Below are 26,243 nucleotides of genomic sequence, written 5' to 3'. Positions count from 1 at the left end.
ATGTGGCGATTGGAATGCAGTAGATCGTGCCTACTTCACACGCCTCTTCTCCAGCTTCCTCGCCAGCGTCCGGCGGTGCATGCCCAACCGTCGTGCTGTCTCGGAAATGTTGAAGTCGGCCTCCACCAGCATTTCGTGGATGCGCTCCCATTCGAGGTTCTTTATCGAGGTTGGTCGCTCGGCGAGCGGCACCGAAGCATTGCCCTCGACCCGGCCGAAAGCGGCTTCAATGTCGTCGGTGTTGGCGGGTTTGGCGAGATACTGGCAGGCGCCGAGCTTGATCGCCTCGACAGCGGTGGCGATGCTTGCAAAGCCGGTCAACACGACGATCCGCATTTCAGGATCGTGCTCGTGCAGCGCCCTGACGCATTCCAGGCCCGAGCCGCTGGCAAGCTTGAGATCGACGACGGCATATTGGAAGGCAACGGTGCCGATCAGCGCATGCACGCCGTCGACGCTCCGGCAGCTATGTGTTTCGTAATCACGCCGTTCGAAAGACCGGCGCAGTGCGTTGGCAAAGGCGATGTCGTCCTCGACGATCAACAGCGTGCGTTTAGTCGGCATTGTGCCCTCGCGCAGACAGAGCAGCCAGTGGCAGATGCAACGTAACCGAAGCTCCCCCCTCGGTTCTATTTCTTACGGTGACGGTACCCCCCAGCTTGCGGATGACATTGACGACCAGAAACAGGCCGAGCCCACTACCTGGCCGGTTCTTGGTCGACGTGTAGGGCTTGCCGAATTCTGCAAGCATGGCTTCTTCAAATCCTGGTCCCGAGTCGACAACTTCGACGATGAGATCGTCCGCGTGGCGGCTGACGATCAACCCGACCCATAGAGGCGACGCTTCAAGTGCGTTGTCCAGTACATTGAACATCACCTGTTTGAGCGCGGGATCGGAGACGATCTCCTGGTTGGCGCCGAAACGCCTGGTGTATTCGAAACCTTGCGGCAGCCGTGTCGATTTCCATTCGGCCACCAGCTCCGCCAGGAAGGCGTCGACGGAGGTGCGAACCGTGCCTTCGCCGCGCAATTCGCCCGACGACATCAGGATTCCCGAAACGATCTTCTTGCAACGGTCCAACTGGCCCTGCATCTCCCGGATTTCCTGCGCCAGATCCGAATCTGCCTCGAGAGCCGGCATGCGCTGCCAGTCATTGAGGATGACGGAAAGCGTGGCCAGCGGCGTGCCGAGCTCATGCGCGGCACCGGAGGCGAGCAGGCCCATCCTGACGATGTGAGCCTCCTCCGCCGACTGCTGGCGCAAATCCGCAAGATGGGCGTCGCGGGTGCGAATGTTGTTCTGGACCCTGGTGATGAACAGCACCAGAAGCGTTGCCGCCAGGACGAAACAGATGAACATGCCCTGGATGTGCAGGCTGAACAGCCCGGCACCGTGTGCGGCGGGCAGGCTGATCTCACGGTAGAAAGTGGTCAGCGCAATGAAGCACGTGCTTGCAATGAGGACAAGGGCCCAGACCGACCATGTCTCCAGCAGCACCGCGCCCAGGATGACCTGGAGCAGGTAAAGCGAAATGAAGGGATTGGACGCGCCGCCGCTCAGGTAAAGCTGGACCGTCAACGCGGTGACGTCGAGCAGCAGCCCAAGAAACAGCTCGGTGTTGGTGATCGCGTCCTGGCTGCTGTGCCGGCGCAGGCTGGCGACATTGAGAGCGATCAGCAGCAGGATCACCACCGCCATCGGGACCAGCGGCAATCCGATGCCGAGCACGTAGCGGACGAACAGGATCGTCACGATCTGACCACCGACCGCGATCCAGCGCAGTTGAATCAGAAGCAGAAAATTCTGTTTGTTGGTCTTGTCGTGCAGAGTCATTGGGCCGGGAGGTCCCCAGCCCTGGCCAAGCAGGTCACTCAAGCGGGCGTCCGATCCAGGCGCTGGTTGAGCCTCAGCGCAAGCAACGTGCATAGCGCTCCCGACAACAGATAGGCGCCTGACGAGATCAGCCCGAAATGGGCGGACAGGAACAGGGCGACAATGGGCGCGAAGCCGGCACCGAACAGCCAGGCGAGATCCGAGGTCAGCGCCGCCCCTGTATAGCGGTAGGTCTTTGAAAAGTTCGAGGCGAGTGCTCCTGAAGACTGGCCGAACGACAGGCCGAGCAGGACGAAGCCCAATACCATGAAGACGGACTCTCCGACGAAGCCGCCATCGAGCAGCTGTGGCGCGAAACCGCTGAACACGGCAATGGCCACCGCCGAGCCTCCGAGCAAGGGCCAGCGCCCAACCCGGTCGGCGACGAAGCCCGAGATCGCGATTGCCGCCAGGCCGAAGAAAGCTCCGATCGTCTCGATGACGAGGAACCGTGCCGGTCCCTCGCGCGTGAACAGGAAAATCCAGGACAGAGGAAACACCGTCACCATGTGGAACAGGGCGAAACTCGCCAGCGGCGCGAAGGCGCCGAGCACGACAGTGCGCCCTTCGGCGCGCAACGTCTCGCGGACGGAAGTCGGCTCCAGTTCCTGGCCTTCGAACAGTTTGGTGTATTCCGGCGTCACCACGATGCGCAGCCGTGCGAACAGGGCGACGACATTGATGGCGAAGGCGACGAAGAACGGGTAGCGCCAGCCCCAGCTGAAGAAGTCTTCGGCCGACAGGTTGCCGACGAAATATGCAAACAGGGCGCTGGCAACGATGAGCCCGAGTGGTGCGCCTAGCTGCGGGATCATCGCATACCAGCCGCGGCGCTTTTCGGGCGCATTCAACGCCAGCAGCGAGGCAAGTCCGTCCCATGTCCCGCCCAGCGCCAGTCCCTGACCGATCCGGAACATGGCCAGCAGCCAGGCCGAAGCCTGGCCGATCTGGTCGTAACCGGGCACGAAGGCGATCGACACGGTCGAGGTCCCCAGCAGGAACAGCGCGATGGTGAGCTTGGCGCTGCGTCCGTAGGCGCGGTCGAGCGCGGTGAAGATCGCCGTGCCGATCGGCCGCGCGATGAAGGCAAGCGCGAAGATGGCGAACGAGTAGAGCGTGCCGGTCAACGGGTCGGCATAAGGAAATACGAGCTTCGGAAAAACGATGACGGAAGCGATCGCGTAGACGAAGAAGTCGAAGAATTCCGACGTCCTGCCGATGATGACGCCGACAGCGATTTCGCCGGGCTTCACCTCATGATGCCGCGCGTTGATCCGTCTTGCGTCGGCTTCGATCTTCGAAGTTGGGCTCACAGCATTCTCCGTCGCCCCGCCGCGGTCTCATACGATCGCTTGCCATGTGCGCGGGCCAGGTGCTTTGATGACGCCTGCCGCGTCATTGCGGCATTGGACAAATTGTCCAATGCCTTCATTGCCGCGGTACGGTTAGCACTGGGGGGAACAACCGACAGGTCATACATTGAGCCGTCTCCGTACCCTTTTCCTGCTGCCCCTGCTGGCATCGCTCGGCTCCTGCAGCATGGTCGTCATGAACCCTGCCGGCGACGTCGCCGCGCAGCAGCGCGACCTGCTGATGGTGTCCACGGCACTGATGCTGATCGTCATCATACCGGTGATGGCTCTCACCATATTCTTTGCCTGGCGATACCGCCAGTCCAACCGCGAGGCGCGCTACGAGCCGGATTGGGACCACTCGACCCACCTCGAACTCGTCATTTGGGCTGTGCCGCTTCTGATCATAATCTGCCTGGGCGCAGTGACCTGGATGGGCACCCATCTGCTCGACCCCTATCGCCCGATCGGACGTGTAGCGGCCGGCAAGCCGCTGCCGCCGGACGTGCGTCCGCTTGAGGTCGAAGTCGTCGCGCTCGACTGGAAATGGCTGTTCATCTATCCGGAGTACGGCGTCGCCATGGTCAACGAACTGGCTGCGCCGGTCGACCGGCCGATCAGCTTTCGCATCACCTCCGCATCGGTGATGAACTCCTTCTACATTCCAGCACTGGCCGGCCAGATCTATGCAATGCCGGGTATGGAAACCAGGCTGCACGCGGTCATAAACAAGTCCGGCGACTATGAAGGGTTCTCCGCCAACTACAGCGGCGCCGGCTTCTCGGGAATGCGCTTCGCGTTCCACGGCCTGAACGATGCCGGTTTCCAGGCATGGATCGCGAAGGCAAAGGACGGCGGCGGCAAGCTCGACCGAAACGGCTATCTGGAACTCGAACAGCCCAGCGAGAACCAACCCGTGCGCCACTATGCGGCGGTGGATGCCGATCTCTACAAGGCGATCCTCAACATGTGCGTCGAGCCCGGCAAGATGTGCATGAGCGAGATGTCGCAGATCGATGCCAAGGGCGGTCTGGGAATGGCCGGCATCCGCAACACCCTGCCGCTGCTGTATGACAAGTTCGCCCGGCGCGGCACGATATTCGGCCCTGCCCCATCCTATGTCGCCAGCATATGCACAACCGAAGAAGCACTGGCGGCTTCGAAGGCCGATCAATCCGTCACGCCGATGACCTCGACGCCGATCGTCGGCGCTGGTCTGCAACGGCCACTGCCCCTGTCGATCCGACTGCCGTCACCTTCCGCAACCGGCACGCTTCGGTCGCCCTTCAACTCCTGAGGCGCCACGCAAGACATGTTCGACAATCCTGCTTTTCTCAAGGCGATCTTCGGCCGGCTTACGCTCGAGTCGCTGCCGCTGCACGAACCCATCGTGGTCGCGACCTTCATGGTCGTCGCGCTGGGCGGCGTGGCACTCGTCGGCGCGCTGACCTATTTCAAGCTCTGGGGCTATCTGTGGCGCGAATGGTTCACCAGCGTCGACCACAAGCGCATCGGCGTGATGTACATGGTGCTCGGCATCGTCATGCTGCTGCGCGGCTTCAGTGACGCCATCATGATGCGGCTCCAGCAGGCGATGGCCTTCGGCGGTTCGGAAGGCTATCTCAATTCGCATCACTACGACCAGATCTTCACCGCGCACGGCGTGATCATGATCTTCTTCGTGGCGATGCCGCTGGTGACGGGCCTGATGAATTTCGTCGTCCCGCTGCAGATCGGCGCCCGCGACGTGTCGTTTCCGTTCCTCAACAATTTCAGCTTCTGGATGACGGTCGGCGGCGCGGTCATCGTCATGATGTCGCTGTTCGTCGGCGAATTCGCCCGCACCGGCTGGCTTGCCTATCCGCCGTTGTCGGGGATCGGCTACAGTCCCGATGTCGGTGTCGATTATTATATCTGGGCCCTGCAAGTGGCGGGCGTCGGCACGCTGCTGTCGGGCGTGAACCTGGTCTGCACCATCGTCAAGATGCGCGCGCCTGGCATGACCATGATGAGAATGCCGATCTTCACCTGGACCGCGCTTTGCACCAATGTGCTCATCGTCGCCGCCTTCCCGGTGCTGACGGCGGTGCTGGCCCTGCTGGCTCTCGACCGCTATGTCGGCACCAACTTCTTCACGAACGACTTCGGCGGCAATCCGATGATGTACGTGAACCTGATCTGGATCTGGGGCCACCCCGAGGTCTACATCCTGATCCTGCCGGCCTTCGGCATATTTTCGGAAGTGACCTCGGCCTTCTGCGGCAAGCGGCTCTTCGGCTACACGTCGATGGTCTACGCGACAGTCGTCATCACCATCCTGTCCTATCTGGTCTGGCTGCATCACTTCTTCACCATGGGATCGGGAGCGAGCGTCAACTCGTTCTTCGGCATCACAACGATGATCATTTCGATCCCGACAGGCGCCAAGATATTCAACTGGCTGTTCACCATGTACCGCGGCCGCATCCGCTTCGAACTGCCGATGATGTGGACGGTCGCCTTCATGCTGACCTTCACTGTCGGCGGCATGACCGGCGTGCTGCTCGCGGTTCCGCCAGCCGACTTCGTGCTCCACAACAGCCTGTTCCTGGTCGCGCATTTCCACAACGTCATCATCGGCGGCGTGCTGTTCGGCCTGTTTGCCGGCATCAGCTACTGGTTCCCCAAGGCATTCGGCTTCCGGCTCGATCCGTTCTGGGGAAAGATGTCGTTCTGGTTCTGGGTGGTCGGCTTCTGGTTCGCCTTCATGCCGCTCTACATCCTCGGCTTGATGGGCGTAACGCGCCGGCTGCGCACCTTTGAGGATCCCTCGCTGCAGATCTGGTTCATTATCGCCGCCTTCGGCGCCTTCCTGATCCTGCTTGGTATCCTGTCCTTCCTCATCCAGATCTTCGTCAGCGTGCGGCGGCGCGAGCAGCTTCGCGACGATACCGGTGATCCCTGGGACGGGCGCACCCTCGAATGGGCAACCTCGTCGCCGCCCCCGGCCTACAATTTCGCCTTCACGCCGGTCGTCCACGATCTCGACGCCTGGGCGGACATGAAGAATCGCGGCTACCAGCGTCCGTTGACGGGCTTCCGCGACATCCACATGCCGCGCAACACCGGAGCCGGCGTCGTCCTGGCCGGGTTGAGCGTGGTGCTTGCCGTGGCGCTCATCTGGTACATTTGGTGGCTGGCGATCGTCAGCTTCGTCGCCCTGATCGGCTACGCCATCGCGCATACCTTCAACTACGACCGGGACTTCCACATTCCGTCCAGTGACGTCACCCGCGTCGAGGACGAGCGGACACGCCTGCTCGCAGCCACCAGCCAGGCGGGATAAGCACCATGGCACACGCCGACACGGTGATCGACGACACGATCTTCCACCTGGAAGATGACCACGGCCATGCCGAGAGCGGCAGCAGCACCATGCTCGGCTTCTGGATCTATCTGATGAGCGACTGCCTCATCTTCGCGATGCTGTTCGCGGTCTATGGCGTGCTCGGTGGCAACTACGCGGCCGGACCCGCGCCGAAGGACCTGTTCGATCTTCCGCTGGTCGCGCTGAACACCACCATGCTGCTCCTGTCCTCCATCACTTACGGCTTCGCGATGCTGGAGATGGCGAAGGGACGGGCGAAACCCATGCAGGTGTGGCTGGTGATCACTGGCCTGTTCGGCCTCGCCTTTCTCAGCATCGAACTCTACGAATTCGCCCATTTCATCCACGAGGGGGCGACGCCGCAGCGCAGCGGCTTCCTGTCGTCGTTCTTCACGCTGGTCGGAACGCACGGCCTGCACGTCACCTTCGGCCTGGTCTGGCTGGTGGTGCTGATGGTGCAGGTCTCCAGGCACGGGCTGATCGCCGCGAACCAGCGGCGCCTGATGTGCCTGAGCATGTTCTGGCACTTCCTTGACGTCATCTGGATCGGCGTCTTTACCTTCGTTTATCTGATGGGAATGTTGCGATGAGCGCCGGCCACCACACAGACACCAGCGACCAGAGCCACGCGCGTCACGGCGTCGATCACGGCTCTCTGCGCGGCTATCTGACAGGCTTCGGCCTGTCCGTCGTGCTGACCGCCATTCCCTTCTGGCTGGTCATGACCAACGCACTCGGCAATCAGATGGCTTCGGCGATTGCCATCATGGCCTTCGCCGTCGTGCAAATCATCGTCCACATGGTGTTCTTTCTGCATATGAACACCAGGTCGGAGAGCGGCTGGACCATGATGGCCCTGATCTTCACCCTCATCCTGGTGGTGATCGCGCTGACGGGCTCGCTCTGGGTCATGTACCATCTGAACGCCAACATGATGCCCGGCCATGACATGAGTCAGATACCCTGAGAGAGGGACCTGGCTTTGGATGAACAGGCGCGGACGACACCGCATTCGACTACAGGCGACGGCCAAAGGGTTACGCGTTCACCATGGACGCTGTTGGTGCTTTGCCTTTGCGGTGCCATCGGCGTCGCAGGGTTCTCGGCGCTTGGTGTCTGGCAGCTGGAGCGCCGCGTCTGGAAACTCGACCTGATCGAGCGTGTCGACCAGCGTCTCAAGGCGGTACCTGTGGCCGCCCCGGCGCCTTCGGCCTGGCCAGAGATCAACGCCAGGGATGACGAGTATCGCCAGCTTGCCGTCACGGGCCGGTTTCTCGGTGATCGCGAGACCCTGGTCCAGGCGGTCACCGATCGCGGCGGTGGTTTCTGGGTAATGGCGCCGTTCCGAGCGGATGATGGCTTCACGATTCTGGTGAACAGGGGCTTCGTGCCGACGGACAAGCGCGATCCGGCAACCCGCCTCGCAGGCAAGCCCTCGGGCGATCACACCGGAATTCGCGGCCTGCTGCGCCTGACCGAACCGAAGGGCGGCTTCCTGCGCAACAACGATCCGGCCGCCAACCGCTGGTATTCGCGCGATGTGCAGGCAATCGCCACGACGCAAGGCCTCGGGCAGGTCGCTCCTTATTTCATCGATGCCGATGCCGCGCCCAATCCGGGAGGGTGGCCGGTCGGCGGCCTGACGGTCGTTTCGTTCCACAACAACCATCTGGCCTATGCCCTGACATGGTTCGGGCTGGCCTTGATGGTGCTGGGCGCGGTCGTCTATCTGTTGCGGCAGACTGGGAAACACGGCGGGGGCTGACCGCTGGCCGAGGCAAAGCTGAAAGGAGCAGGCAGGGCAGGCTTCCCGGCACCCCCGCCTCGGGCTGGAGCACCTAGCTAAAACCGCTGGCGAAACGCGACCGATTTGCGTATCACTCCGCCGCGCCAATGGAACCATTTTCGATGTTTGAAGCCCTGCAGCCCGCCCCCGCCGACAAGATCCTGGCCCTGATCGGCCTTTATCGAGCCGATCCGCGTCCAGACAAGGTCGATCTCGGTGTCGGCGTCTACAAGGATCGCGACGGCAAGACGCCGGTCATGCGCGCCGTGCGCGAAGCGGAAAAGCGCCTGCTGCAGGGTCAGGACACCAAGACCTATCTCGGCCTTGCCGGCGATACCGGCTTCAACACGGTAATGGCCAAGCTCGCCTTCGGTCCGGGCGCCGACATGACGCGCATCCGCGCCGCACAAGCGCCCGGCGGCTCCGGCGCACTGCGGCTGGTGGCGGAACTGCTGAAGCGGACACGCTCGGATGCAACCATCTGGCTGTCGGACCCGACCTGGCCGAACCATATGCCGGTGATGCGCGCCGCCGGCCTGCAGATCCGTGAATACCCCTATTTCGACGCCGACTCGGGCGCTGTTCGCTTCGACGACATGCTGGCAGCGCTGCGGACCGCAAAGAGCGGCGACGTCGTGTTGCTGCATGGCTGCTGCCACAACCCGACCGGCGCCAATCTGGATCCGGCCCAGTGGGCTGCCGTTTCCGATCTGGTCGTCGAGCGCGAGCTGCTGCCGTTTGTCGACATCGCCTATCAGGGCTTTGGCGATGGGCTTGAGGCCGATGCGCTCGGCTTGCGCCTGCTGACGGCAAAAGTTCCGGAAATGGTCGTCGCCTCGAGCTGCTCGAAGAATTTCGCTGTCTACCGCGACCGCGTCGGCGCGGCGATGATCCTGGCCAGGGACGGCGCACAGGCGGATGTGGCGATGAGCCAGATGCTGTCGGCGGCGCGCGCCATGTATTCGATGCCGCCGGACCATGGTGCGGCGGCCGTGCGCATCGTGCTCGAAGATGCCGCCTTGCGCGCCGACTGGGAAGCCGAGCTCGAAGAGATGCGCCTGCGCATGCTCAGGCTACGCGTGCAGTTCGCCGAGGCACTGCGCCGGCAGTCCAATTCCGATCGCTTCGACTTCGTCGCCAGCCATCGCGGCATGTTCTCCCGCCTTGGCCTCACGGAAGCGCAGGTCGAACGGCTGCGTGCCGAGCACGGCATCTATATGGTCGGCGACAGCCGCATCAACGTCGCCGGCCTGCCCGAAGACGGCATGGACGAGCTCGCCAAGGCGATCGTTTCTGTGCTCGACTGACGTGGCTCGCCTGTGGACAAGGCACTCTCGCCGGCTGACAGCGTTGGCCGCGCGGCCGGCCGCGCGATAGCATCAGCCCTATGACACCATCGAAAGACATTTCGCGCCTGATCGAGATCATGGCGGCGCTACGGGCGCCGAAGACCGGCTGCCCCTGGGACATCGAACAGGATTTCTCGACCATCGCGCCCTATACGATCGAGGAAGCCTATGAGGTGGCGGATGCCATCGCGCGCGGCGATCTCGACGATCTGCGCGACGAACTCGGCGACCTGCTGCTGCAGGTCGTCTATCATGCCCAGATGGGCGAGGAGGCCGGTGAATTCTCGTTCCCTGACGTGGTGCAAGCCATCACGACGAAGATGATCCGTCGCCACCCACATGTCTTCGGCGACGAAAAAGCCCGTAGCGCCGGCATGGCCAAGGGCATGTGGGAAAAGATCAAGGCCGAAGAGAAGGCGGAGAAACGAAGCGCCCGCCTCGCGCGTGGTCTCGATCCCGAAGACAACGGCAAGGGGTTTCTGGACAGCGTGCCGGTCGCCCTGCCCGCACTGACCCGGGCGCTGAAACTTCAGGAGAAGGCCGCCCGCGTCGGTTTCGACTGGAGCGAGGCGGCGCCCATCCTCGACAAGATCGAGGAAGAGATCGGCGAATTGCGCGAGGCGCTGGCCAAGGGCGACACCGCCTCGATCAAGGATGAGTTCGGCGACATGCTGTTTGCCGTCGTCAACCTAGGCCGTCATCTCAAGCTCGATTCCGAAGCAGCGCTGAGCGGCACCAACGAAAAATTCCGCTCGCGCTTCCACTATGTCGAACAGGCCCTGGAAAAATCCGGTAGCACACTGGAAAAGGCTGATCTGGCCGAGATGGAAGCGCTCTGGAAGGAAGCAAAGACCGCGAAGTAAGTTACATTACCCGTTGTTTTTACGACGCAATCTGCTTTCGATCTCTTCGCGGGCGCTTTGCGTGGCCTTGAGCGAGATGGTGGCGCTGCCGTCATCATTGTCGCTTCGCGAAACGACATCGCCATTGCGGTAAAGCCAGTCGACAAGGCCGAACTGTGCCGGCTCGATCGTCACGGTGAGGTCTTCGAGTTCGCCCGCCATCCGCGTTTCGATGATCGCCTTCAGCGCGTCGATGCCCTCGCCGGTCACCGCCGACACCGCAATCGGCGGCGCCTTGTTGGCGTCGGCGCCGTCTGCAAGCAGCCGGGTCCGGTTGCCTTCGTCGAGCCGGTCGATCTTGTTCCACACTTCTATCACGCGCTTGGCGTCGCCGGCGTCGACACCGAGGTCGGCCAGGATGCGCTCGACATCTTCCGCTTGTGCAGCAGTGTCCGGATCGGAAATGTCGCGCAGATGAAGCACGAGATCGGCCTCGACCACCTCTTCCAGGGTGGCGCGGAAAGCCGCGATCAGATGCGTCGGCAGGTCCGAAATGAAGCCGACCGTATCGGAGAGGATGATCGGCGTGCCATGTGGGAGGCGCACGCGGCGCAGCGTCGGGTCGAGCGTGGCGAACAGCATGTCCTGCGCCAGCACATCCGCCCCGGTCAGCCGGTTGAACAGCGTCGACTTGCCGGCGTTGGTATAGCCGACGATCGCCACCACCGGGAACGGCACCTTCCTTCGCTTGGCGCGGTGCAGGTCGCGCGTGCGCCGCACCGTTTCCAGCTCCTGCTTCAGCTTGATGATCTTTTCCTGCAACTGCCGCCGGTCGGATTCGATCTGTGTTTCGCCGGGCCCCCCGAGGAAGCCGGCGCCGCCGCGCTGGCGCTCCAGATGGGTCCAGCTGCGCACGAGGCGGCCCTTCTGGTAGTTGAGATGGGCGAGTTCGACCTGCAGCGTGCCTTCCTTGGTGCGCGCGCGCTCGCCGAAGATCTCAAGAATCAGCCCGGTACGGTCCAGCACCTTGGCGTTCAGCTCTTTTTCGAGATTGCGCTGCTGCACCGGGGTCAGCGGATGGTCGACGACGACCACTTCCGCATGTCCCTCTTTGACGATTTCCGCGAACTCCGCAACCTTGCCGCTGCCGAGCAGCATCGTCGGGCGCGGATCGTTGACGGTCACCACCGCAGTGTGGATCAGATCCAGGTTGATGGCGCGGGCAAGGCCGACGGCCTCGTCGTGACGAGCATCAGCCGAACGCATCAGCCGAGGACGGTTGGTCTCGTCGTCGTTGCGCTGGTGGCGGGTAAGGACGGGCACAATGACAACAGCCCGGGTCGGGCCCTTGGCTTCCGTCCCGGGATGATGCGTTGGTTTCCCGCGAACGGTGGCGTCCGCGTCTTTCTCACGTGCCAATCAGGCGCCCTGGCTTTCCTCGCCATCGAACATCTGAACCGGCTGGCTCGGCATGATCGTGGAAATGGCGTGCTTGTAGACGAGCTGGGAGTGACCGTCACGGCGCAGCAGGACACAGAAATTGTCGAACGAAGTGACCACGCCGGTCAGCTTGACGCCGTTGATAAGGAAGATGGTGAGCGGGTTCTTGCTCTTGCGAACTGAATTCAGGAACAGGTCCTGAAGGTTTTGCGATCGTTCCGCCATTGTTCTTGTCTTTCGCCGATCCCCTTCGGTTTGCAAGCCAATGCGCCAAATTAACGGGCGCATGTCAAGCTCGCAAACACCGTCTTGTCGTCAGTAACGACAAGCAGAACGAGATATATTGATGTTCATTCCACCTGTGCGGTTATCAGGCTGGACTTTTTTCCGCAATGTCAAAAAAGGCCTGCCGCAAGGAAAGTGTTATTGAGCCGGGGTGCCCATTGGCGACCGTATCGCCGTCGATAGCCACCACCGGCATGGCGAGTGTCGTTGCGGAGCTGATGAACGCCTCGCGTGCCGCCTTGGCCTCGGCGACGGAAAAGCCGCGCTCCTCGATCTTCAGGCCGAGCTTGGCCGCCACTTCGAACATGGTCGTGCGGGTGATGCCGCGCAGGATGCCGTGCTCGGCCGGCCTGGTGACCAGGACGCCGTCCCGAGTGACGATCCAGGCATTGGACGAGCCGCCTTCTTTTACGTTGCCTTCGGCGTCGACGAACCAGGCTTCCTGCGCACCGGCCTCCTTTGCCTTCTGCTTGGCCAATACATTGGGCAGCAGCCCGACGGTCTTGATGTCGACGCGGTCCCAGCGGTTCTCCGGCACGGTGATGACCGCGATGCCGGTCTCGGCTCGCTTTGCTCCGGCTGCGGGGTCGGCCTTCCTGGCGGTCACCACCAGGGCCGGCTTGGTGTCTGCGGAAGGGAAGACAAAATCGCGGCTGGCGACGCCGCGCGTCACCTGGACATAGACCAGGCCGTTGGCGACATGGTTGCGGTTGACCACCTCGCGCAGGATAAGCGGCAGCACGTGAGAGGTGACTGGCCAGGCGATCGACAATTCGGTCAGCGAGCGGTTCAGCCGCGCCAGATGGCGCGGCATGTCTACGATGAAGCCACGCGCCACCTCGCAGACCTCATAAACACCGTCGGCGAACTGATAGCCGCGATCCTCGATATGCACGGCAGCGTCCGCGTGAGCGACGTAGCGCCCGTTGACATAAGCAATGCGCGGCATGGGCAACCCCTGAAGAAATTATCGGGCTTTTCTTATGCGATTCCGCCGTTGCCGTAACCGGCAAATGCTTGGCCCAGCGCGGCGGCTGGATATGTCGCGCTCACACGCCCAGCGACTTCAGCTTGCGATGCAGAGCGGAGCGTTCCATGCCGATGAACTCGGCGGTCTTCGAGATGTTGCCGCCGAATCGATTGATCTGGGCGATCAGGTAGTCCTTCTCGAACTGCTCACGCGCTTCGCGCAACGGCAGCGCCATGATGTGCTGGTCGGATTGATTCGGCGTGCGCGGCATGACATCGCCGATCTCGGCCGGCAACAGATCGGCGGTGATCGGCGCATCGACGTCGTCGCCGCGCGCAAGGATCATCAGGCGCTCGACATTGTTGCGCAGCTGGCGAACGTTGCCCGGCCAGTTATGCGCCTGCAGCACGGCCAGCGCATCGTCGCCGATGCGGCGCGGCTTGATGCCGGCCTGGCGGGCGATCTGCTTCATGAAATTGTCGACGAGGTAGGGAATATCCTCGCGCCGCTCGGCCAATCCCGGCACGACGACCGGAACCACCGCGAGGCGATGGTAAAGATCCTCGCGGAAACGCCCGTCGGCAATCATCGCTTCGAGGTTCTGCGAGGTCGAGGAGATGATGCGGACATCGACCTTGACCCGCTTGGTTCCCCCTACCCGCTCGAACTGCTGCTCGACCAGCACGCGCAGGATCTTGTTCTGCGTCTCGCGCGGCATGTCGGCCACCTCGTCGATGTAGAGGATACCGCGATGGGCCTCCTCCAGCGCGCCGACCTTGCGCTCGACGCCATTCGATTCGGTACCGAACAGCTCGATTTCCATGCGCTCGGGCGTGATGTTGGCGGCGCTCAGCGTCACGAAAGGTGCGCTCTTGCGCGCCGACAGCGTGTGGATGGCGCGCGCGGCCAGTTCCTTGCCCGAGCCCGACGGTCCGATGATCATCACGCGGCTGTTGGTCGGCGCGACGCGTTCGATGGTCTGGCGCAACTGGCTCATCGCCGACGACATGCCGATCAGATCGAAGGTTTCGCCGCTGCGCAGCTTGAGGTCGGAAACCTCGCGCCGCAATTTCGAAGTCTCGAGCGCACGCTCGGCAATGAGGATCAGCCTGTCGGCCTTGAACGGTTTTTCGATGAAGTCATAGGCGCCGCGACGGATGGCGGAGACCGCCGTTTCGATGTTGCCGTGGCCGGAAATCATCACCACCGGCAAGGTCGGATGCATGGTCTTGATCTCGTCGAGCAGCGCCAGCCCGTCCAGGCGCGAGCCCTGCAGCCAGATATCGAGGAAAATCAGCCGCGGCGCGCGATCAGCTATAGCAGCGAGCGCGCTGTCGGCATCGAATGCCGTGCGGGTTTCGTGACCTTCGTCGCTCAGTATGCCCGCGACGAGTTCACGGATGTCTTCCTCGTCATCGACGATGAGAATATCAGACGCCATTACCGACCTTTTCAGTTTCTCTTTCGTTTTCCGCCCTGCTTTCGCCGCGCGGAGCCGTTGCGGCCGCAGGCGGCAGGATGATGCTGATCATCGCGCCGCGCCCATCGTGGAAGTCCGCTGGAGCATCGTGTAGTTCCAGCCTGCCGCCATGGTCCTCCACGATCTTCTTGACGATAGCGAGGCCAAGTCCGGTGCCCTTCTCGCGTGTGGTCATGTAGGGCTCGAGCAGCCGTTGGCGATTCTCGCGCGGCAGGCCTTTGCCATTGTCGATGACGTCGATTCGAATCGCACCATTCTGGCGCCCGGCTTGAATCCGGATTATGCCGTGCGAACCGTCCTTCTGTTCCAATCCGTCGATGGCCTCGGCGGCGTTCTTGATCACATTGCCGAAAGCCTGCGCCATCAGGCGGCTGTCGAAAGTGCCCTTGAGCGGCTCCGTGCCGAATATCCGCTCGAAGGTGATGTCGGCGCGGCTGACCTCGACCAGGAACGAGGCCTCACGCAGCGATTCGCGCAGATCTATCGCCTTCATCTCAGGCTTTGGCATGCGCGCGAACGCCGAGAATTCGTCCACCATACGGCCGATATCCTCAACCTGACGGATGATGGTGTCGGTGCATTGGTCGAAAACCTCGCGGTCCTCGGTAATCACCTTGCCGTAACGGCGCTTGATGCGTTCGGCCGAGAGCTGGATCGGCGTCAGCGGGTTCTTGATCTCGTGGGCGATACGCCGCGCCACATCCGCCCAGGCCGACGAGCGCTGCGCCTGAACCAGGTCGGTGATGTCGTCGACCGTCACGACATAGGATTTTTCCTCCGAGCCGTCGTCGCCGGCCTCGATGGTGATCTGCACGTTGAAGGTCCGCTCGGCACCGGCGCGGTAAAAGGTCACCTGCTCGCGATAGACGGGTTTGCCGGACTTGCGACCGATCTCGAAGACGCGGCCGACATGCGGCAGCACGGCGGAAAGATTCTGCCCAAGGGCTGCGCTGGCCGAAATCGCCAGCATCGCCTCGGCCGAGCGGTTGACGATGGTGACGATGCCGTAAGGATCGACGCCGATGACGCCGGCGGTAACGCCGGCAAGCACGGCTTCCGAGAAGCGGCGCCGTTCGTCGATCAGGTCCTTGGCCGACAGGATCTCATTGCGCTGCGATTTCAGTTCGAGAAGCATCTTGTTGAAGGTATCGCCGAGCGAGGCGACATCGCCGTCCGAAGGCCTGACGGGAACCGCGACGTCGAGATTGCCGGTCGCCACCTCGTCGGCGGCGCCGATGAGCTGGCGAATAGGCCGCACCAGACGGTCGGCGACCGCAATGCCGGTCCAGATCGCGGACAGGATGATGATGAGCGTCAGCGACAGATAGGGCAGCGCGAAGGCCACCTGCGAGGTACGGCGGTTATCTTCCAGCCCCCGATATTCGTCGGTGTTGGACCTGACGATCTGCCGTGCCTTGATCACTTCGGGATCGACGAGCCGAATGGTGTAGAGGTAGAGTCCTTCGATCTCCCGCAGCTTGACGATGGCGCCCATGATGTTGCGCGTTTTCGGTTCGATCAGCACCGGCTTGCCGTCGGCAGCGCTGGCCACCGCGCCTTCCGGCGGCTCGGGCATGGCGAACTCCGTATCGGTCTTGGCGCTCATGACGAAAGAGCCGTCCGGCTTGATCAGCGCCGCATGGGCCAGCGAACGGCCCACGGCTTCCTTGTTCATCAAGTCGAGAAAGCCGGTACGATCAAGGCCGTAGAGCGTGCGCGACGCATCGAGATCATAGGCCATGGACAATGTCGTGCCCTGGAGGTTGCGGGCATTTTCCTGGACATAGGCGTCGGCGATCGAGAGGGACGAATTGACGATCGTCTTGGTGCGGATCTCGAACCAGCGGTCAAGGCCGATGTCGAGCGTGATCGAGGCAATGATGGCCACCATGATGGCGGGAATGGCGGCAACCAGGGCGAACATGGCGACAATGCGCACATGCAGCCGCGAAGCGGCCTTACCATGCCGGCGCGCCATCAGGATGCGGTGCACCTCACGCCCGACCAGCGCGATAAGAAACAGGACGAAAGCCGCGTTGAGGGCAATCAACGCCAGCGTCGTCGACTCGTTCGGTGTGATCGGCGTGGCGCCGACGAGGATGGTGAACGAGATCGCAGCCGTCATCAGCGCGCCGACGACCGCGATCACACCCGGCAGCGCAAGCAGCCGGCGCCCGTCACGAGCGCCGGGTTCGCTGAAGAGCGGTTGGTTTGTTGTCGGTGCCTGCGGAGCCATGTCGCCGTCTAGAGCCATGATTGCGTCGGATGTATGCAACGCATTGTGGCGATTATGCAACAAGTGTGACCGAGACGGAAATCTTTCGCGAGCCGATCCCCTGAAAAGAGCGCGGGCTCAGATCAAGGCTCAGCCCTGCCGCGATGATTTGTAGACGTTGACGCCGAGCTCGCGGATCTTCTTGCGCAGCGTGTTGCGGTTCAAGCCCAGCAGTTCCGCAGCCTTGATCTGGTTGCCGCGCGTTGCCGTCATCGAGGCCAGGACGAGCGGAAACTCGACCTCGGACAGGATGCGCTGATAAAGCCCCGCCGGCGGCAATTCGCCGGCAAAGGAAGCGAAATAGCGCTGCAGGAAGTGCTCGACCGCCTGCCCGATCGACAAATCGTCGGGGATCAGATTGCCGCCACCCGGCACCACCGGACGTTCGCCGGTCTTGAGCTCCGCCTCGATGATCTCGGCGGAAATCTCGTCCTGCGAATAGAGCGCGGCGAGCCTGCGAACCAGGTTTTCCAGTTCGCGCACATTGCCCGGCCACGGATAGCGCTTCATCAACTCGATGCCGCCGGAAGAAATGCGCTTGGTCTGCAGGCCTTCCATTTCGCCGAGCTTGAAGAAATGGCGGACGAGGTCCGGCACATCCTCGGAGCGCTCACGCAGCGCCGGCAGCCGGAGCGGCACGACGTTGAGGCGATAGAAAAGATCCTCGCGGAAGAGCCCCTGGTTGATCAGCGTGCGCAGATCCTTGTTGGTGGCAGCGACGATGCGCACGTCGGTCTTGATCGGCGTGCGTCCGCCGACCGTGGTGTACTCGCCCTGCTGCAGCACGCGCAGCAGGCGCGTCTGCGCCTCCATCGGCATGTCGCCGATTTCATCGAGGAACAGCGTGCCGCCTTCGGCCTGCTCGAAGCGGCCGGTCGAGCGGTTCTGCGCGCCGGTGAAGGCACCCTTCTCGTGACCGAACAGTTCCGATTCGATCAGGTCACGCGGGATCGCCGCCATATTGATGGCGACGAAGGGGCCGCCGCGGCGGCGGCCATATTCATGCAGCGCGCGCGCCACCAGCTCCTTGCCGGTGCCGGATTCGCCCGAGATCATCACCGTCAGGTCGGTCTGCATCATGCGCGCCAGCATGCGGTAGATGTCCTGCATGGCCGCCGAGCGGCCGACCAGCGGCATTGCATCGGGCTGCTCTTCCGGCCGCGTATCGATCTTCGGCCGGCGCGGCTCGGAAAGCGCCCGGTTGACGATGTTGAGCAGTTCGGTCAGGTCGAAGGGCTTGGGCAGATATTCGTAAGCGCCGGTTTCGGAGGCGCGGATCGCCGTCATGAATGTGTTCTGGGCGCTCATGACGATAACCGGCAGCTCCGGCCTCGCCTTCTTGATGCGCGGCAGCATGTCGAAGGCGTTTTCGTCCGGCATCACCACATCGGTGATGACCAGATCGCCCTCGCCCGCCGCCACCCAGCGCCAAAGCGTCGAAGCGTTGGAGGTGACGCGCACCTCATGACCGGCGCGTGAAAGCGCCTGGTTGAGGACGGTGCGGATCGCCGCGTCGTCGTCGGCGACGAGAATATTGCCGCGAACGGTCATTTGAGGTCTCCTTCGCCGTCATCATCGGCGCCGTTTGGCGCTTCTTTCCAGGCCGGCATCAGGATGCGGAATGTGGTGCCGCGCGGCGTCGATTCGCATTCGATGATGCCGCCATGCTCGCCGACGATCTTGGCGACCAGCGCAAGACCCAACCCGGAGCCGTTCGGCTTGGTGGTGATGAACGGGTCGAACAGGATCGGCAGGATGTCTTCGGAGACGCCGGAGCCATTGTCGCGCACGCAGAATTCCAGCGGCAGCGACACGCGGTCCTGCGTGCCCGGAACGGAAACACGGATGCCCGGCCGGAAGGCGGTCGACAGCACGATCTCGCCCTGCGGGTCGCTGCCGATCGACTCGGCAGCGTTCTTGACCAGGTTGAGGAACACCTGGATGAGTTGATCGCGGTTGGCAAACACCGGAGGCAATGAAGGATCATAATCCTCCATTATCTTGATTTTCTTGGAAAAACCGTTCTTGGCAATCGCCTTCACATGGTCGAGCACGACATGGATGTTGACGGGATAGCGGTCGATCGGCCGCTCGTCTGAAAACACCTCCATGCGGTCGACCAGCGATACGATGCGGTCCGTCTCGTCGGTGATCAGCCGCGTCAGCGCACGGTCCTCGTCGGAAGCCGACAGTTCAAGCAGTTGGGCCGCGCCCCGGATGCCGGAGAGCGGGTTCTTGATCTCATGGGCAAGCATTGCCGCCAGACCGGTCACCGAACGTGCGGCACCCCGATGCGTCATCTGCCGGTCGATCTTGTCGGCCATCGACCGTTCCTGGAACATCACCACGACGGAGCCCGGATATTCCGGCACCGGCGCGACGTAGAGATCGACGACCTTCTCGATGCCGAGACGCGGCGACGACACGTCGACCCGATACTCGTTGACCGGAGCCCGACGCTCGCGCACCTGATCGACCAGCGTCAGCAGCGGGCTGCCGAAGGGAATGAGTTTTGACAGCGTGTTGCGGGCGAGCATGTTTGCACTCGAGCGAAAGAAATCTTCCGCGTCGGCGTTGGCATAGGTGATGAAACCTTCCTCGCTGATCATGATCACCGGGCGACGGATGGTGTTGAGCACGATCTGGGCGGCATCCGCCATTTCAGCGCCTTGGTCAGCGGCGGCGTTCATGCGGCGCTCCGCAGGTTCAAGGGTTGCGGATCGCGCGAAAACACATCGCGCAGCAAGGCAATGACGCGCGCGGGCTCGAATGCGGTCAGTATGGCCTTTCGGCTGTCGTCGGCGACGCCGCCGGCATGCCGGTCGAGATACCAGCCAAGGTGTTTGCGCGCCTGGCGCAGGCCGCTTTCGGCGCCGTAGAGCGCCAGCATGTCCTCATAGTGGGCCACGATGTAGTCGGCGACCGCCGTCGAGTCCCGTGGCATGTTTGGCGTCGCCTCGCCGGTCGCTGCGGCCGCAATGCCGCCTGCGATCCAGGGCGCGCCATAATGGGCACGGCCGATCATCACGGCGTCGGCACCCGATTGATCGAGAATGTCGGCCGCTTCCGCCGGCGAAGAGACGTCACCATTGGCGACGACCGGGATGGACACGGCTTCCTTGACGCGGGCGATGGCGCGCCAGTCGGCCTTGCCCTGGTAGAACTGGCAGCGCGTGCGGCCGTGCACGGTCACCATGCTGACACCGGCCTGCTCGGCGCGGCGCGCGAGCATCGGCGCATTGAGCGCGCCTTCGTCCCAGCCAAGCCGCATCTTGACCGTCACCGGCACCTCGACCGCGCCGACAACGGCGTCGATCAGCGACAGTGCGTGGTCGAGATCCAGCATCAATGCCGAACCCGCATAACCGCCGGTAACCTTCTTGGCCGGGCATCCCATGTTGATGTCGATGATGTCGGCGCCCTCACCGGCGGCGATTCTGGCACCTTCGGCCATGTGCATCGCCTCACGGCCTGCCAGCTGAACCATATGGACGGGCAGGCCGGAGTGGCGTATGCGCAGGTTGAAACCGGCCCTGCCCTTGGCGAGCTCGCCGCTGGCAACCATTTCGGATACGACCAGGCCCGCTCCATGCGCGTGGGCACGCTGCCGGAACGGCTCGTCCGTAATCCCCGACATCGGTGCGAGGAACACGCGATTGCGGATTCTCACGCCACCGACATCGAGCGGCGCGGCCAATTTGGTCAAGTTAACCATGCACAAAAACCAAGCATCTTCATTCGTTGCACATTCTCTAGCCAGAACCGGCGCAATGTGCAACGCGGAATGACGCCACATTAAGGCGCAATTGGGAAAATGCCGGCCTTCGGCTTTGGCCGCGACCAAAGCGCCGCGCGTCCCTGAGGACGCGCAAAAGACGCTTTGGAATTTCATACTTAGCGCACGATCTTTCCGAAAACCGATTACACTTTTCGGGATCGTGCGCTAGGACCAAACAGGCATGACTGACGCAAGTGAAAATCACGTTTCGGGTGCGGATGGCAAGGTCGCGGTGGTGATCGTTGCGGCCGGCCGTGGTGCGCGCGCCGGACAGGCCAACGGACCGAAGCAATATCAACACATTGGCGGCTTTGCCGTCATTGCACACACGCTGGACATTTTTCTGGCCCACCCGCGGACCAGCGAGATCGTCGTCGCCATTCATGCCGATGACCATGAGCTGTTCCGGCAGGCGGCGGGCGCCAATGCCGAGCGCGTCATCGCCATCATGGGCGGGGCGACGAGGCAGGAATCCGTTCGGCTCGGCCTGCTTGCCCTTAGAGGCCAGGCGCCGGCGCAGGTCCTGATCCATGACGCCGTGCGTCCGTTTGTCGATGCGGACCTGATAGATCGCACCATCGCCGCCATCGGCGAGCGCGAGGGCGCGTTGCCCGCTTTGCCCGTCGCCGACACGCTGAAGCGCGAATCGGCCTCCGGCGTGGTTGGCGAAACCGTATCGCGCAGCGGGCTTCACGCGGCGCAAACGCCACAGGGCTTTCCGTTCTGGCCCATTCTTGCCGCGCACGAGAAAGCCCATCATCTGGGAAAAATGGATTTTACCGACGATGCCGCGATCGCCGAATGGGCGCATATTCCGGTCAAGATCGTTCCGGGCTCGCCGGACAATGTCAAACTCACCTGGGCACGGGATATTGCGATGGCGGACCAGCGGCTTTCCGGCGAACGCGTGCGCTTTCCCGACATCCGTACCGGCAATGGCTACGACGTCCACGCCTTCGAACCGGGAGACCATGTCACTTTGTGTGGCGTCGCCATAGCGCACGACAAGAAGCTGTCCGGCCATTCCGACGCCGATGTCGGTCTGCACGCCTTGACCGATGCGCTGCTGGCGACTTGCGGCGCCGGCGACATCGGCACGCATTTTCCGCCATCCGACCCGCAGTGGAAAGGCGCTGCGTCGCGCATATTCGTCGAGCATGCGGCGAAACTGGTCCGCGCGCGCGGCGGCCGCATCGCCAATGCCGACATCACGCTGATCTGCGAAGCGCCGCGCGTCGGCCCGCATCGCGAGGCCATGACCGCAGCCCTTTCGCAGATGCTGGCAATTACGCCGGATCGCATCTCGATCAAGGCCACAACCAATGAGAAGCTCGGCTTTGTCGGGCGTGAGGAAGGCATTGCGGCGATCGCCACCGCCAGCGTGGTGTTTCCCGGCGAGGTGCCGGAATGACCCACAACGAGCTGGCAAATGCCCTGCTGCAAGCCTGCCAGAGACGCGGCATTATGCTGGCAACGGCGGAAAGCTGCACCGGCGGCATGATCATCGCCGCGTTGACCGACATCGCCGGCTCGTCCGCCGTGATCGATCGTGGCTTCATCACCTATTCCAACGAAGCCAAGATGGACATGCTCGGTGTTTCCGCCGCCACGCTCGAGGCGCATGGCGCGGTTTCAGGCGAGACTGCAATTGAAATGGCGGCAGGCGCGCTTGCCCGTTCGCGCGCCGGGCTGACCCTGGCGGTCACCGGGATCGCTGGGCCTGGCGGCGGTTCGGCGGAAAAACCGGTCGGCCTGGTCTGGTTCGGGGTTGCGCTGGACGGCCGACCGATTGTCGCCGAGCACCAGCTCTTTGCAGACAAAGGCCGCGATTTCATTCGTCGCGAAACGGTCCGGCAAGCGCTGGAGCTGGGCCTGCTTGCGCTCGGCTAACCTTAGAGCAATTCCAGGAAAAGTGTGAAACGCTTTTCCGTCCGGAATTGCGTAAAAACAAGGAGTTAGAGCGGGTCGCCGTTTCCGTGAAACGGTGAACTGCTCTAGACCCGGGGGGCTGCACCGTAGATGACGTCGGCGCGCTTCTCAAAGGCTTCGGCGAACATGCGGAAGGCGCGATCGAACATGGTCCCCATGACCGCGCCCAGAATACGGCTCTTGAACTCGTAGTCGATGAAGAAGCGGACGGTGCACCCGACGCCGTCCGCTTCGAAACGCCAGACGTTGCTCAAATATTTGAACGGCCCGTCGATGTACTTCACCTCGATGGTGTTCTCGGCGGGCTTCAGCAGCACCTGCGTCGTGAAGGTTTCGCGGATCGCCTTGTAGCCGATGCTCATGTCGGCAAGCAGAACCGTGCGCCCGTCACGCTCCTTGCGCGAGCGAACCGTCAGCGCTTCGCAAAGCGGCAGGAATTGCGGATAGGATTCAACATCGGCGACCAGCGCGAACATCTGCTCGGGTGTATGGGATACGCGTCGGGTGGCTTCGAATTTTGGCATGAAACCAGCGGGTTAAGCTGTTTTCTTGAGAATCGCTTCCCGTGCCGCACGCAGCTTGGCGAAATCGTCGCCGGCGTGATGCGACGAACGCGTCAGCGGGCTGGACGCCACCAGCAGGAAACCCTTGGTCCGGCCGATCGTCTCGAAAGATTTAAACTCCTCCGGAGTGACGAAGCGGATCACCGGATGGTGCTTCTTCGACGGCTGCAGGTACTGGCCGATGGTCATGAAGTCGACATTGGCGGACCGCAGATCGTCCATCAGCTGCAGGATTTCATTCCGTTCTTCGCCCAGCCCCACCATGATGCCGGACTTGGTGAAGATCGACGGATCAAGCTCCTTGACCCGCTGCAACAGCCGGATCGAATGGAAATAGCGGGCGCCCGGACGAACCGTCAGATAGTTCGACGGTACGGTTTCGAGATTGTGGTTGAAGACGTCGGGCTTGGCGGCCACGACGACCTCCAGCGCGCCGTCCTTGCGCAGGAAGTCGGGCGTCAGGATTTCGATCGTCGTCAGCGGCGTTGCCGCCCGGATGGCGCGAATGACTTCGGCGAAATGCTGCGCACCGCCATCGGCGAGATCGTCGCGGTCGACCGAGGTGATGACGACATGGGTAAGGCCCATCTGCTTGACCGCATGCGCGACACGGGCCGGCTCATCCGGGTCAAGCGCGGTTGGAATGCCCGTGGCGACGTTGCAGAAGGCGCAGGCGCGGGTGCAGATCTCGCCCATGATCATGAAGGTGGCGTGCTTCTTTTCCCAGCATTCGCCGATGTTGGGGCAGCCGGCCTCTTCGCAGACCGTCACCAGCTTGTGCGATTTGACGATTTCGCGCGTTTCGGCATAGCCCTTCGACATCGGCGCCTTGACGCGGATCCAGTCGGGCTTGCGCAGCACGTCCTGGTCAGGCTTGTGCGCCTTTTCCGGATGCCGCAAGCGCGGGGCGTTGGCGATCGTATCGAGGACAGTGACCATCGGGAAACCTGGTTCATTCGCGACGCCAGTCAGGCGTTCGCTGTCATAACGTCATCTAGGACTTTTCAACGCAAAGAAAAAGGCCGCCGCGGCGCATGCCGCAACAGCCTTTTTCGCATGGCAGCTTTTCAGTGATGCTAACGACGCACCAGACGCCCGGCCCAGATCAGCAGGCAGGCACCGATAAAGCCGGTGATCAGATAGGCAATCCAGCCGACGCCGAACGGGCCAAAATTGAGAGCCTGCAGAATGGCGTTCAGCACGACCGCGCCGACGATGCCCATAACGATGTTCATGAAGATGCCGGTGTCGCTCTTCATGAACATTTCGGCGAACCAGCCTGCCAGGCCGCCGATGATGATGGCTGCTATCCAGCCGACGCCATTCAGGTGCATATGCCTTCTCCTTGTGTGATGCGTGAAAACGCATCCGCAAACGAAGTACCTTGCCGCCGGGTTCCATCTGTAGCAGCGCTTTCAATCTATCAGGCGTTGAGCGCGCGGCCATAGGCGTCGAGCACGCTTTCCTTCATCATCTCCGACAGCGTCGGGTGCGGGAAGATGGTGTGCATCAGCTCTTCCTCGGTCGTCTCCAGGTTAATCGCCACGACAAAGCCCTGGATCAGTTCGGTCACTTCGGCACCCACCATGTGAGCGCCGAGCAACTGGCCAGTCTTCCTGTCGAAGATGGTCTTGATGAAGCCCTGATCCTCGCCGAGCGCAATGGCCTTGCCGTTGGCGGCGAACTGGAAGCGGCCGACGCGGATATCCTTGCCCTCGGCCTTGGCTTTCGCTTCCGTCAGGCCGACCGAGGCAACCTGTGGATTGCAGTAGGTGCAGCCCGGAATCTTCAGCTTGTCGGTGGCATGCACGCCGGGAAAATTGGCGATCTTCTCGATGCACACCACGCCTTCATGTTCGGCCTTGTGGGCAAGCATCGGCGGGCCGGCGACATCGCCGATGGCATAGATGCCCGGCACGTTGGTCTTGCCGTAGCCATCGATGACGACGCAGCCACGCTCCGTCTTCACGCCAAGCGCCTCGAGTCCGAGGCCCTCGATGTTGCCCTGCACGCCGACGGCCGAGATCATTCGATCGGCGGTGATCTTCTCAACCTTGCCGTCCTTCATCTCGACATGCGCCGTGACCGAATTGGGACCCTTCTCGACTTTGGTCACCTTGGCTTCGAGGATGATCTTCATGCCTTGCTTCTCGAACTGCTTTTGCGCGAATTTCGAGACTTCGGCATCCTCGACCGGCATCACTGCCGGCAGCAGCTCGACCACCGTTACTTCGGCGCCCATGGTGCGGTAGAAGGAGGCGAATTCGATGCCGATGGCACCCGATCCCATGACCAGCAGCGACTTCGGCATCTCCTTCGGCACCATGGCCTCGAAATAGGTCCAGATCAGTCTGCCGTCAGGCTCGATGCCGGGCAGCGCGCGTGGCCGCGCGCCGGTCGCCAGGATGATGTGCTTGGCGGTGTAGGTGCCCTCGCCCTTGACGCCTTTCGGCACCGGCGGCTGCGGCTCCATCGGCTTCTTGGCCGTCTTGGATACAACGATCTCACCCGGCTTCGAAAGCTTGGCCTCGCCCCAGATGACGTCGACCTTGTTCTTCTTCATCAGGAAGGCAACGCCGCCATTCAACCGCAGCGAGACCTTTCGCGAGCGATCGACCACGGCCGCTGTATCGACGCTGACTTTGCCGTCGAGCTTCAACCCGTAATCCTTCAGGTGATCCGAATAGTGCATGATCTCGGCCGAACGCAGCAGCGCCTTGGTCGGGATGCAGCCCCAGTTAAGGCAAATGCCGCCGAGATGCTCGCGCTCGACGATCGCCGTCTTGAAGCCGAGTTGCGCGGAACGCACCGCGGTGACATAGCCGCCAGGGCCGGAGCCGATGATGATGACGTCGTAGGATTCAGACATTTTATGGTCCTTATTGAAGCGAGGCTTCACCGAAAGAAGGTTTTGGTATCGACCATGGCTCTTGCTTCAGCATTGGAGGCCTGAA

General features: G+C 62.4%; 24 protein-coding genes. 9 read left to right on the top strand and 15 right to left on the bottom strand.

Going from position 1 to position 26,243, the window contains the following annotated elements; translation table 11 throughout:
• Positions 1–30 precede the first annotated feature (30 nt).
• Genes AC0L24_RS08450 through AC0L24_RS08440 form a run of 3 tightly spaced genes read right to left on the bottom strand, consistent with a single transcriptional unit; the run spans position 31 to position 3,186 of the window.
• Complete coding sequence (locus tag AC0L24_RS08450) at positions 31–564, bottom strand: response regulator transcription factor (protein WP_473563644.1); 534 nt, start codon at positions 562–564, stop codon at positions 31–33.
• Positions 554–1,834 (bottom strand): ATP-binding protein, encoded by a 1,281-nt coding sequence (locus tag AC0L24_RS08445; RefSeq protein ID WP_292681740.1) that lies wholly within the window; start codon positions 1,832–1,834, stop codon positions 554–556. The genes AC0L24_RS08450 and AC0L24_RS08445 overlap by 11 nt, the downstream gene beginning before the upstream one ends.
• Positions 1,835–1,872: 38 nt before the next feature.
• Positions 1,873–3,186: an MFS transporter gene (locus AC0L24_RS08440; protein WP_127268838.1), complete on the bottom strand. Its 1,314-nt coding sequence runs from the start codon at positions 3,184–3,186 to the stop codon at positions 1,873–1,875.
• A gap of 166 nt (positions 3,187–3,352) precedes the next feature.
• Here AC0L24_RS08440 and cyoA point away from each other — a divergent pair, with 166 nt between their 5' ends.
• The 7 genes from cyoA (at position 3,353) to mazG (ending at position 10,590) form a co-directional block, all read left to right on the top strand.
• Positions 3,353–4,522: a ubiquinol oxidase subunit II gene (cyoA, locus tag AC0L24_RS08435; protein ID WP_473563643.1), complete on the top strand. Its 1,170-nt coding sequence runs from the start codon at positions 3,353–3,355 to the stop codon at positions 4,520–4,522.
• Between the two features lie 15 nt (positions 4,523–4,537).
• Positions 4,538–6,550: a cytochrome o ubiquinol oxidase subunit I gene (gene cyoB, locus AC0L24_RS08430; RefSeq protein ID WP_127810331.1), complete on the top strand. Its 2,013-nt coding sequence runs from the start codon at positions 4,538–4,540 to the stop codon at positions 6,548–6,550.
• 5 nt (positions 6,551–6,555) lie between these two features.
• Positions 6,556–7,182: a cytochrome o ubiquinol oxidase subunit III gene (gene cyoC, locus AC0L24_RS08425; protein WP_127810330.1), complete on the top strand. Its 627-nt coding sequence runs from the start codon at positions 6,556–6,558 to the stop codon at positions 7,180–7,182.
• Positions 7,179–7,559, top strand: coding sequence for a cytochrome o ubiquinol oxidase subunit IV (cyoD, locus tag AC0L24_RS08420; protein WP_127270910.1), 381 nt, complete (start codon positions 7,179–7,181; stop codon positions 7,557–7,559). Before cyoC ends, cyoD begins: the two co-directional genes overlap by 4 nt.
• Before the next feature lie 96 nt (positions 7,560–7,655).
• A complete protein-coding gene (locus tag AC0L24_RS08415) occupies positions 7,656–8,357 on the top strand; it encodes an SURF1 family protein (protein ID WP_127811392.1) in 702 nt (233 codons plus the stop codon).
• Between the two features lie 143 nt (positions 8,358–8,500).
• Positions 8,501–9,685: an amino acid aminotransferase gene (locus AC0L24_RS08410; protein WP_127810329.1), complete on the top strand. Its 1,185-nt coding sequence runs from the start codon at positions 8,501–8,503 to the stop codon at positions 9,683–9,685.
• An 80-nt stretch (positions 9,686–9,765) separates the two neighbouring features.
• Positions 9,766–10,590: a nucleoside triphosphate pyrophosphohydrolase gene (mazG, locus tag AC0L24_RS08405; protein ID WP_473563642.1), complete on the top strand. Its 825-nt coding sequence runs from the start codon at positions 9,766–9,768 to the stop codon at positions 10,588–10,590.
• 6 nt (positions 10,591–10,596) lie between these two features.
• Here the strand turns inward: mazG and hflX are convergent, their stop codons facing one another.
• From hflX to dusB, 8 genes are all read right to left on the bottom strand, one after another.
• Positions 10,597–11,988, bottom strand: a complete 1,392-nt coding sequence (hflX, locus tag AC0L24_RS08400; RefSeq protein WP_473563641.1) for a GTPase HflX — start codon at positions 11,986–11,988, stop codon at positions 10,597–10,599.
• On the bottom strand, positions 11,989–12,234 hold the full coding sequence (gene hfq, locus AC0L24_RS08395) for an RNA chaperone Hfq (RefSeq protein ID WP_006202172.1): 246 nt from the start codon (positions 12,232–12,234) through the stop codon (positions 11,989–11,991).
• Positions 12,235–12,379: 145 nt separating this feature from the next.
• Entirely contained in the window at positions 12,380–13,243 is an 864-nt protein-coding gene (locus AC0L24_RS08390) for a D-amino-acid transaminase (protein WP_292134947.1), read from the bottom strand.
• Between the two features lie 100 nt (positions 13,244–13,343).
• The gene (ntrX, locus tag AC0L24_RS08385) at positions 13,344–14,705 is read right to left on the bottom strand and encodes a nitrogen assimilation response regulator NtrX (protein WP_473563640.1); all 1,362 of its coding nucleotides are present in this window, start codon (positions 14,703–14,705) and stop codon (positions 13,344–13,346) included.
• The gene (locus AC0L24_RS08380; RefSeq protein WP_164762666.1) at positions 14,695–16,980 is read right to left on the bottom strand and encodes a sensor histidine kinase NtrY-like; all 2,286 of its coding nucleotides are present in this window, start codon (positions 16,978–16,980) and stop codon (positions 14,695–14,697) included. Before AC0L24_RS08380 ends, ntrX begins: the two co-directional genes overlap by 11 nt.
• Positions 16,981–17,109: 129 nt before the next feature.
• Positions 17,110–18,570, bottom strand: coding sequence for a nitrogen regulation protein NR(I) (gene ntrC / locus AC0L24_RS08375; protein WP_292630976.1), 1,461 nt, complete (start codon positions 18,568–18,570; stop codon positions 17,110–17,112).
• A complete protein-coding gene (locus AC0L24_RS08370; protein ID WP_473563639.1) occupies positions 18,567–19,709 on the bottom strand; it encodes a two-component system sensor histidine kinase NtrB in 1,143 nt (380 codons plus the stop codon). The genes ntrC and AC0L24_RS08370 overlap by 4 nt, the downstream gene beginning before the upstream one ends.
• Entirely contained in the window at positions 19,706–20,734 is a 1,029-nt protein-coding gene (gene dusB, locus AC0L24_RS08365; RefSeq protein WP_127810324.1) for a tRNA dihydrouridine synthase DusB, read from the bottom strand. Before dusB ends, AC0L24_RS08370 begins: the two co-directional genes overlap by 4 nt.
• A gap of 244 nt (positions 20,735–20,978) precedes the next feature.
• On the opposite strand from dusB, the gene AC0L24_RS08360 reads away from it, so the two are divergent.
• Positions 20,979–22,208 carry a bifunctional 2-C-methyl-D-erythritol 4-phosphate cytidylyltransferase/2-C-methyl-D-erythritol 2,4-cyclodiphosphate synthase gene (locus AC0L24_RS08360; protein ID WP_127810323.1) on the top strand — a complete coding sequence of 410 codons (1,230 nt, stop codon included), beginning with the start codon at positions 20,979–20,981 and terminating at the stop codon, positions 22,206–22,208.
• Positions 22,205–22,687, top strand: a complete 483-nt coding sequence (locus tag AC0L24_RS08355) for a CinA family protein (RefSeq protein ID WP_127810322.1) — start codon at positions 22,205–22,207, stop codon at positions 22,685–22,687. Before AC0L24_RS08360 ends, AC0L24_RS08355 begins: the two co-directional genes overlap by 4 nt.
• A gap of 104 nt (positions 22,688–22,791) precedes the next feature.
• On the opposite strand, the gene AC0L24_RS08350 is transcribed toward AC0L24_RS08355, so the two are convergent.
• The 4 genes from AC0L24_RS08350 to lpdA form a co-directional block, all read right to left on the bottom strand.
• Complete coding sequence (locus AC0L24_RS08350) at positions 22,792–23,250, bottom strand: type II toxin-antitoxin system RatA family toxin (protein WP_127810320.1); 459 nt, start codon at positions 23,248–23,250, stop codon at positions 22,792–22,794.
• A 12-nt stretch (positions 23,251–23,262) separates the two neighbouring features.
• Positions 23,263–24,228, bottom strand: a complete 966-nt coding sequence (gene lipA, locus AC0L24_RS08345; protein ID WP_127408712.1) for a lipoyl synthase — start codon at positions 24,226–24,228, stop codon at positions 23,263–23,265.
• Between the two features lie 137 nt (positions 24,229–24,365).
• Positions 24,366–24,623, bottom strand: coding sequence for a GlsB/YeaQ/YmgE family stress response membrane protein (locus AC0L24_RS08340; protein ID WP_127322932.1), 258 nt, complete (start codon positions 24,621–24,623; stop codon positions 24,366–24,368).
• Positions 24,624–24,712: 89 nt separating this feature from the next.
• On the bottom strand, positions 24,713–26,158 hold the full coding sequence (gene lpdA / locus AC0L24_RS08335) for a dihydrolipoyl dehydrogenase (protein ID WP_292703237.1): 1,446 nt from the start codon (positions 26,156–26,158) through the stop codon (positions 24,713–24,715).
• Between the last annotated feature and the right edge of the window lie 85 nt (positions 26,159–26,243).

The sequence above is a fragment of the Mesorhizobium sp. WSM4809 genome (genome assembly GCF_055811655.1).
Note: the sequence above shows the minus strand (reverse complement) of the source record. Positions and strands in the feature narration are given on the sequence as shown.

Excerpts from the sequence above, each read along its gene's own strand:
- AC0L24_RS08450 (WP_473563644.1), bottom strand. The coding sequence starts at position 564 with ATGCCGACTAAACGCACGCTGTTGATCGTCGAGGACGACATCGCCTTT.
- AC0L24_RS08445 (WP_292681740.1), bottom strand. The coding sequence starts at position 1,834 with ATGACTCTGCACGACAAGACCAACAAACAGAATTTTCTGCTTCTGATT.
- cyoB (WP_127810331.1), top strand. The coding sequence starts at position 4,538 with ATGTTCGACAATCCTGCTTTTCTCAAGGCGATCTTCGGCCGGCTTACG.
- cyoC (WP_127810330.1), top strand. The coding sequence starts at position 6,556 with ATGGCACACGCCGACACGGTGATCGACGACACGATCTTCCACCTGGAA.
- cyoD (WP_127270910.1), top strand. The coding sequence starts at position 7,179 with ATGAGCGCCGGCCACCACACAGACACCAGCGACCAGAGCCACGCGCGT.
- AC0L24_RS08410 (WP_127810329.1), top strand. The coding sequence starts at position 8,501 with ATGTTTGAAGCCCTGCAGCCCGCCCCCGCCGACAAGATCCTGGCCCTG.
- mazG (WP_473563642.1), top strand. The coding sequence starts at position 9,766 with ATGACACCATCGAAAGACATTTCGCGCCTGATCGAGATCATGGCGGCG.
- hfq (WP_006202172.1), bottom strand. The coding sequence starts at position 12,234 with ATGGCGGAACGATCGCAAAACCTTCAGGACCTGTTCCTGAATTCAGTT.
- AC0L24_RS08390 (WP_292134947.1), bottom strand. The coding sequence starts at position 13,243 with ATGCCGCGCATTGCTTATGTCAACGGGCGCTACGTCGCTCACGCGGAC.
- ntrX (WP_473563640.1), bottom strand. The coding sequence starts at position 14,705 with ATGGCGTCTGATATTCTCATCGTCGATGACGAGGAAGACATCCGTGAA.
- AC0L24_RS08380 (WP_164762666.1), bottom strand. The coding sequence starts at position 16,980 with ATGGCTCCGCAGGCACCGACAACAAACCAACCGCTCTTCAGCGAACCC.
- ntrC (WP_292630976.1), bottom strand. The coding sequence starts at position 18,570 with ATGACCGTTCGCGGCAATATTCTCGTCGCCGACGACGACGCGGCGATC.
- AC0L24_RS08370 (WP_473563639.1), bottom strand. The coding sequence starts at position 19,709 with ATGAACGCCGCCGCTGACCAAGGCGCTGAAATGGCGGATGCCGCCCAG.
- dusB (WP_127810324.1), bottom strand. The coding sequence starts at position 20,734 with ATGGTTAACTTGACCAAATTGGCCGCGCCGCTCGATGTCGGTGGCGTG.
- AC0L24_RS08360 (WP_127810323.1), top strand. The coding sequence starts at position 20,979 with ATGACTGACGCAAGTGAAAATCACGTTTCGGGTGCGGATGGCAAGGTC.
- AC0L24_RS08355 (WP_127810322.1), top strand. The coding sequence starts at position 22,205 with ATGACCCACAACGAGCTGGCAAATGCCCTGCTGCAAGCCTGCCAGAGA.
- AC0L24_RS08350 (WP_127810320.1), bottom strand. The coding sequence starts at position 23,250 with ATGCCAAAATTCGAAGCCACCCGACGCGTATCCCATACACCCGAGCAG.
- lipA (WP_127408712.1), bottom strand. The coding sequence starts at position 24,228 with ATGGTCACTGTCCTCGATACGATCGCCAACGCCCCGCGCTTGCGGCAT.
- AC0L24_RS08340 (WP_127322932.1), bottom strand. The coding sequence starts at position 24,623 with ATGCACCTGAATGGCGTCGGCTGGATAGCAGCCATCATCATCGGCGGC.
- lpdA (WP_292703237.1), bottom strand. The coding sequence starts at position 26,158 with ATGTCTGAATCCTACGACGTCATCATCATCGGCTCCGGCCCTGGCGGC.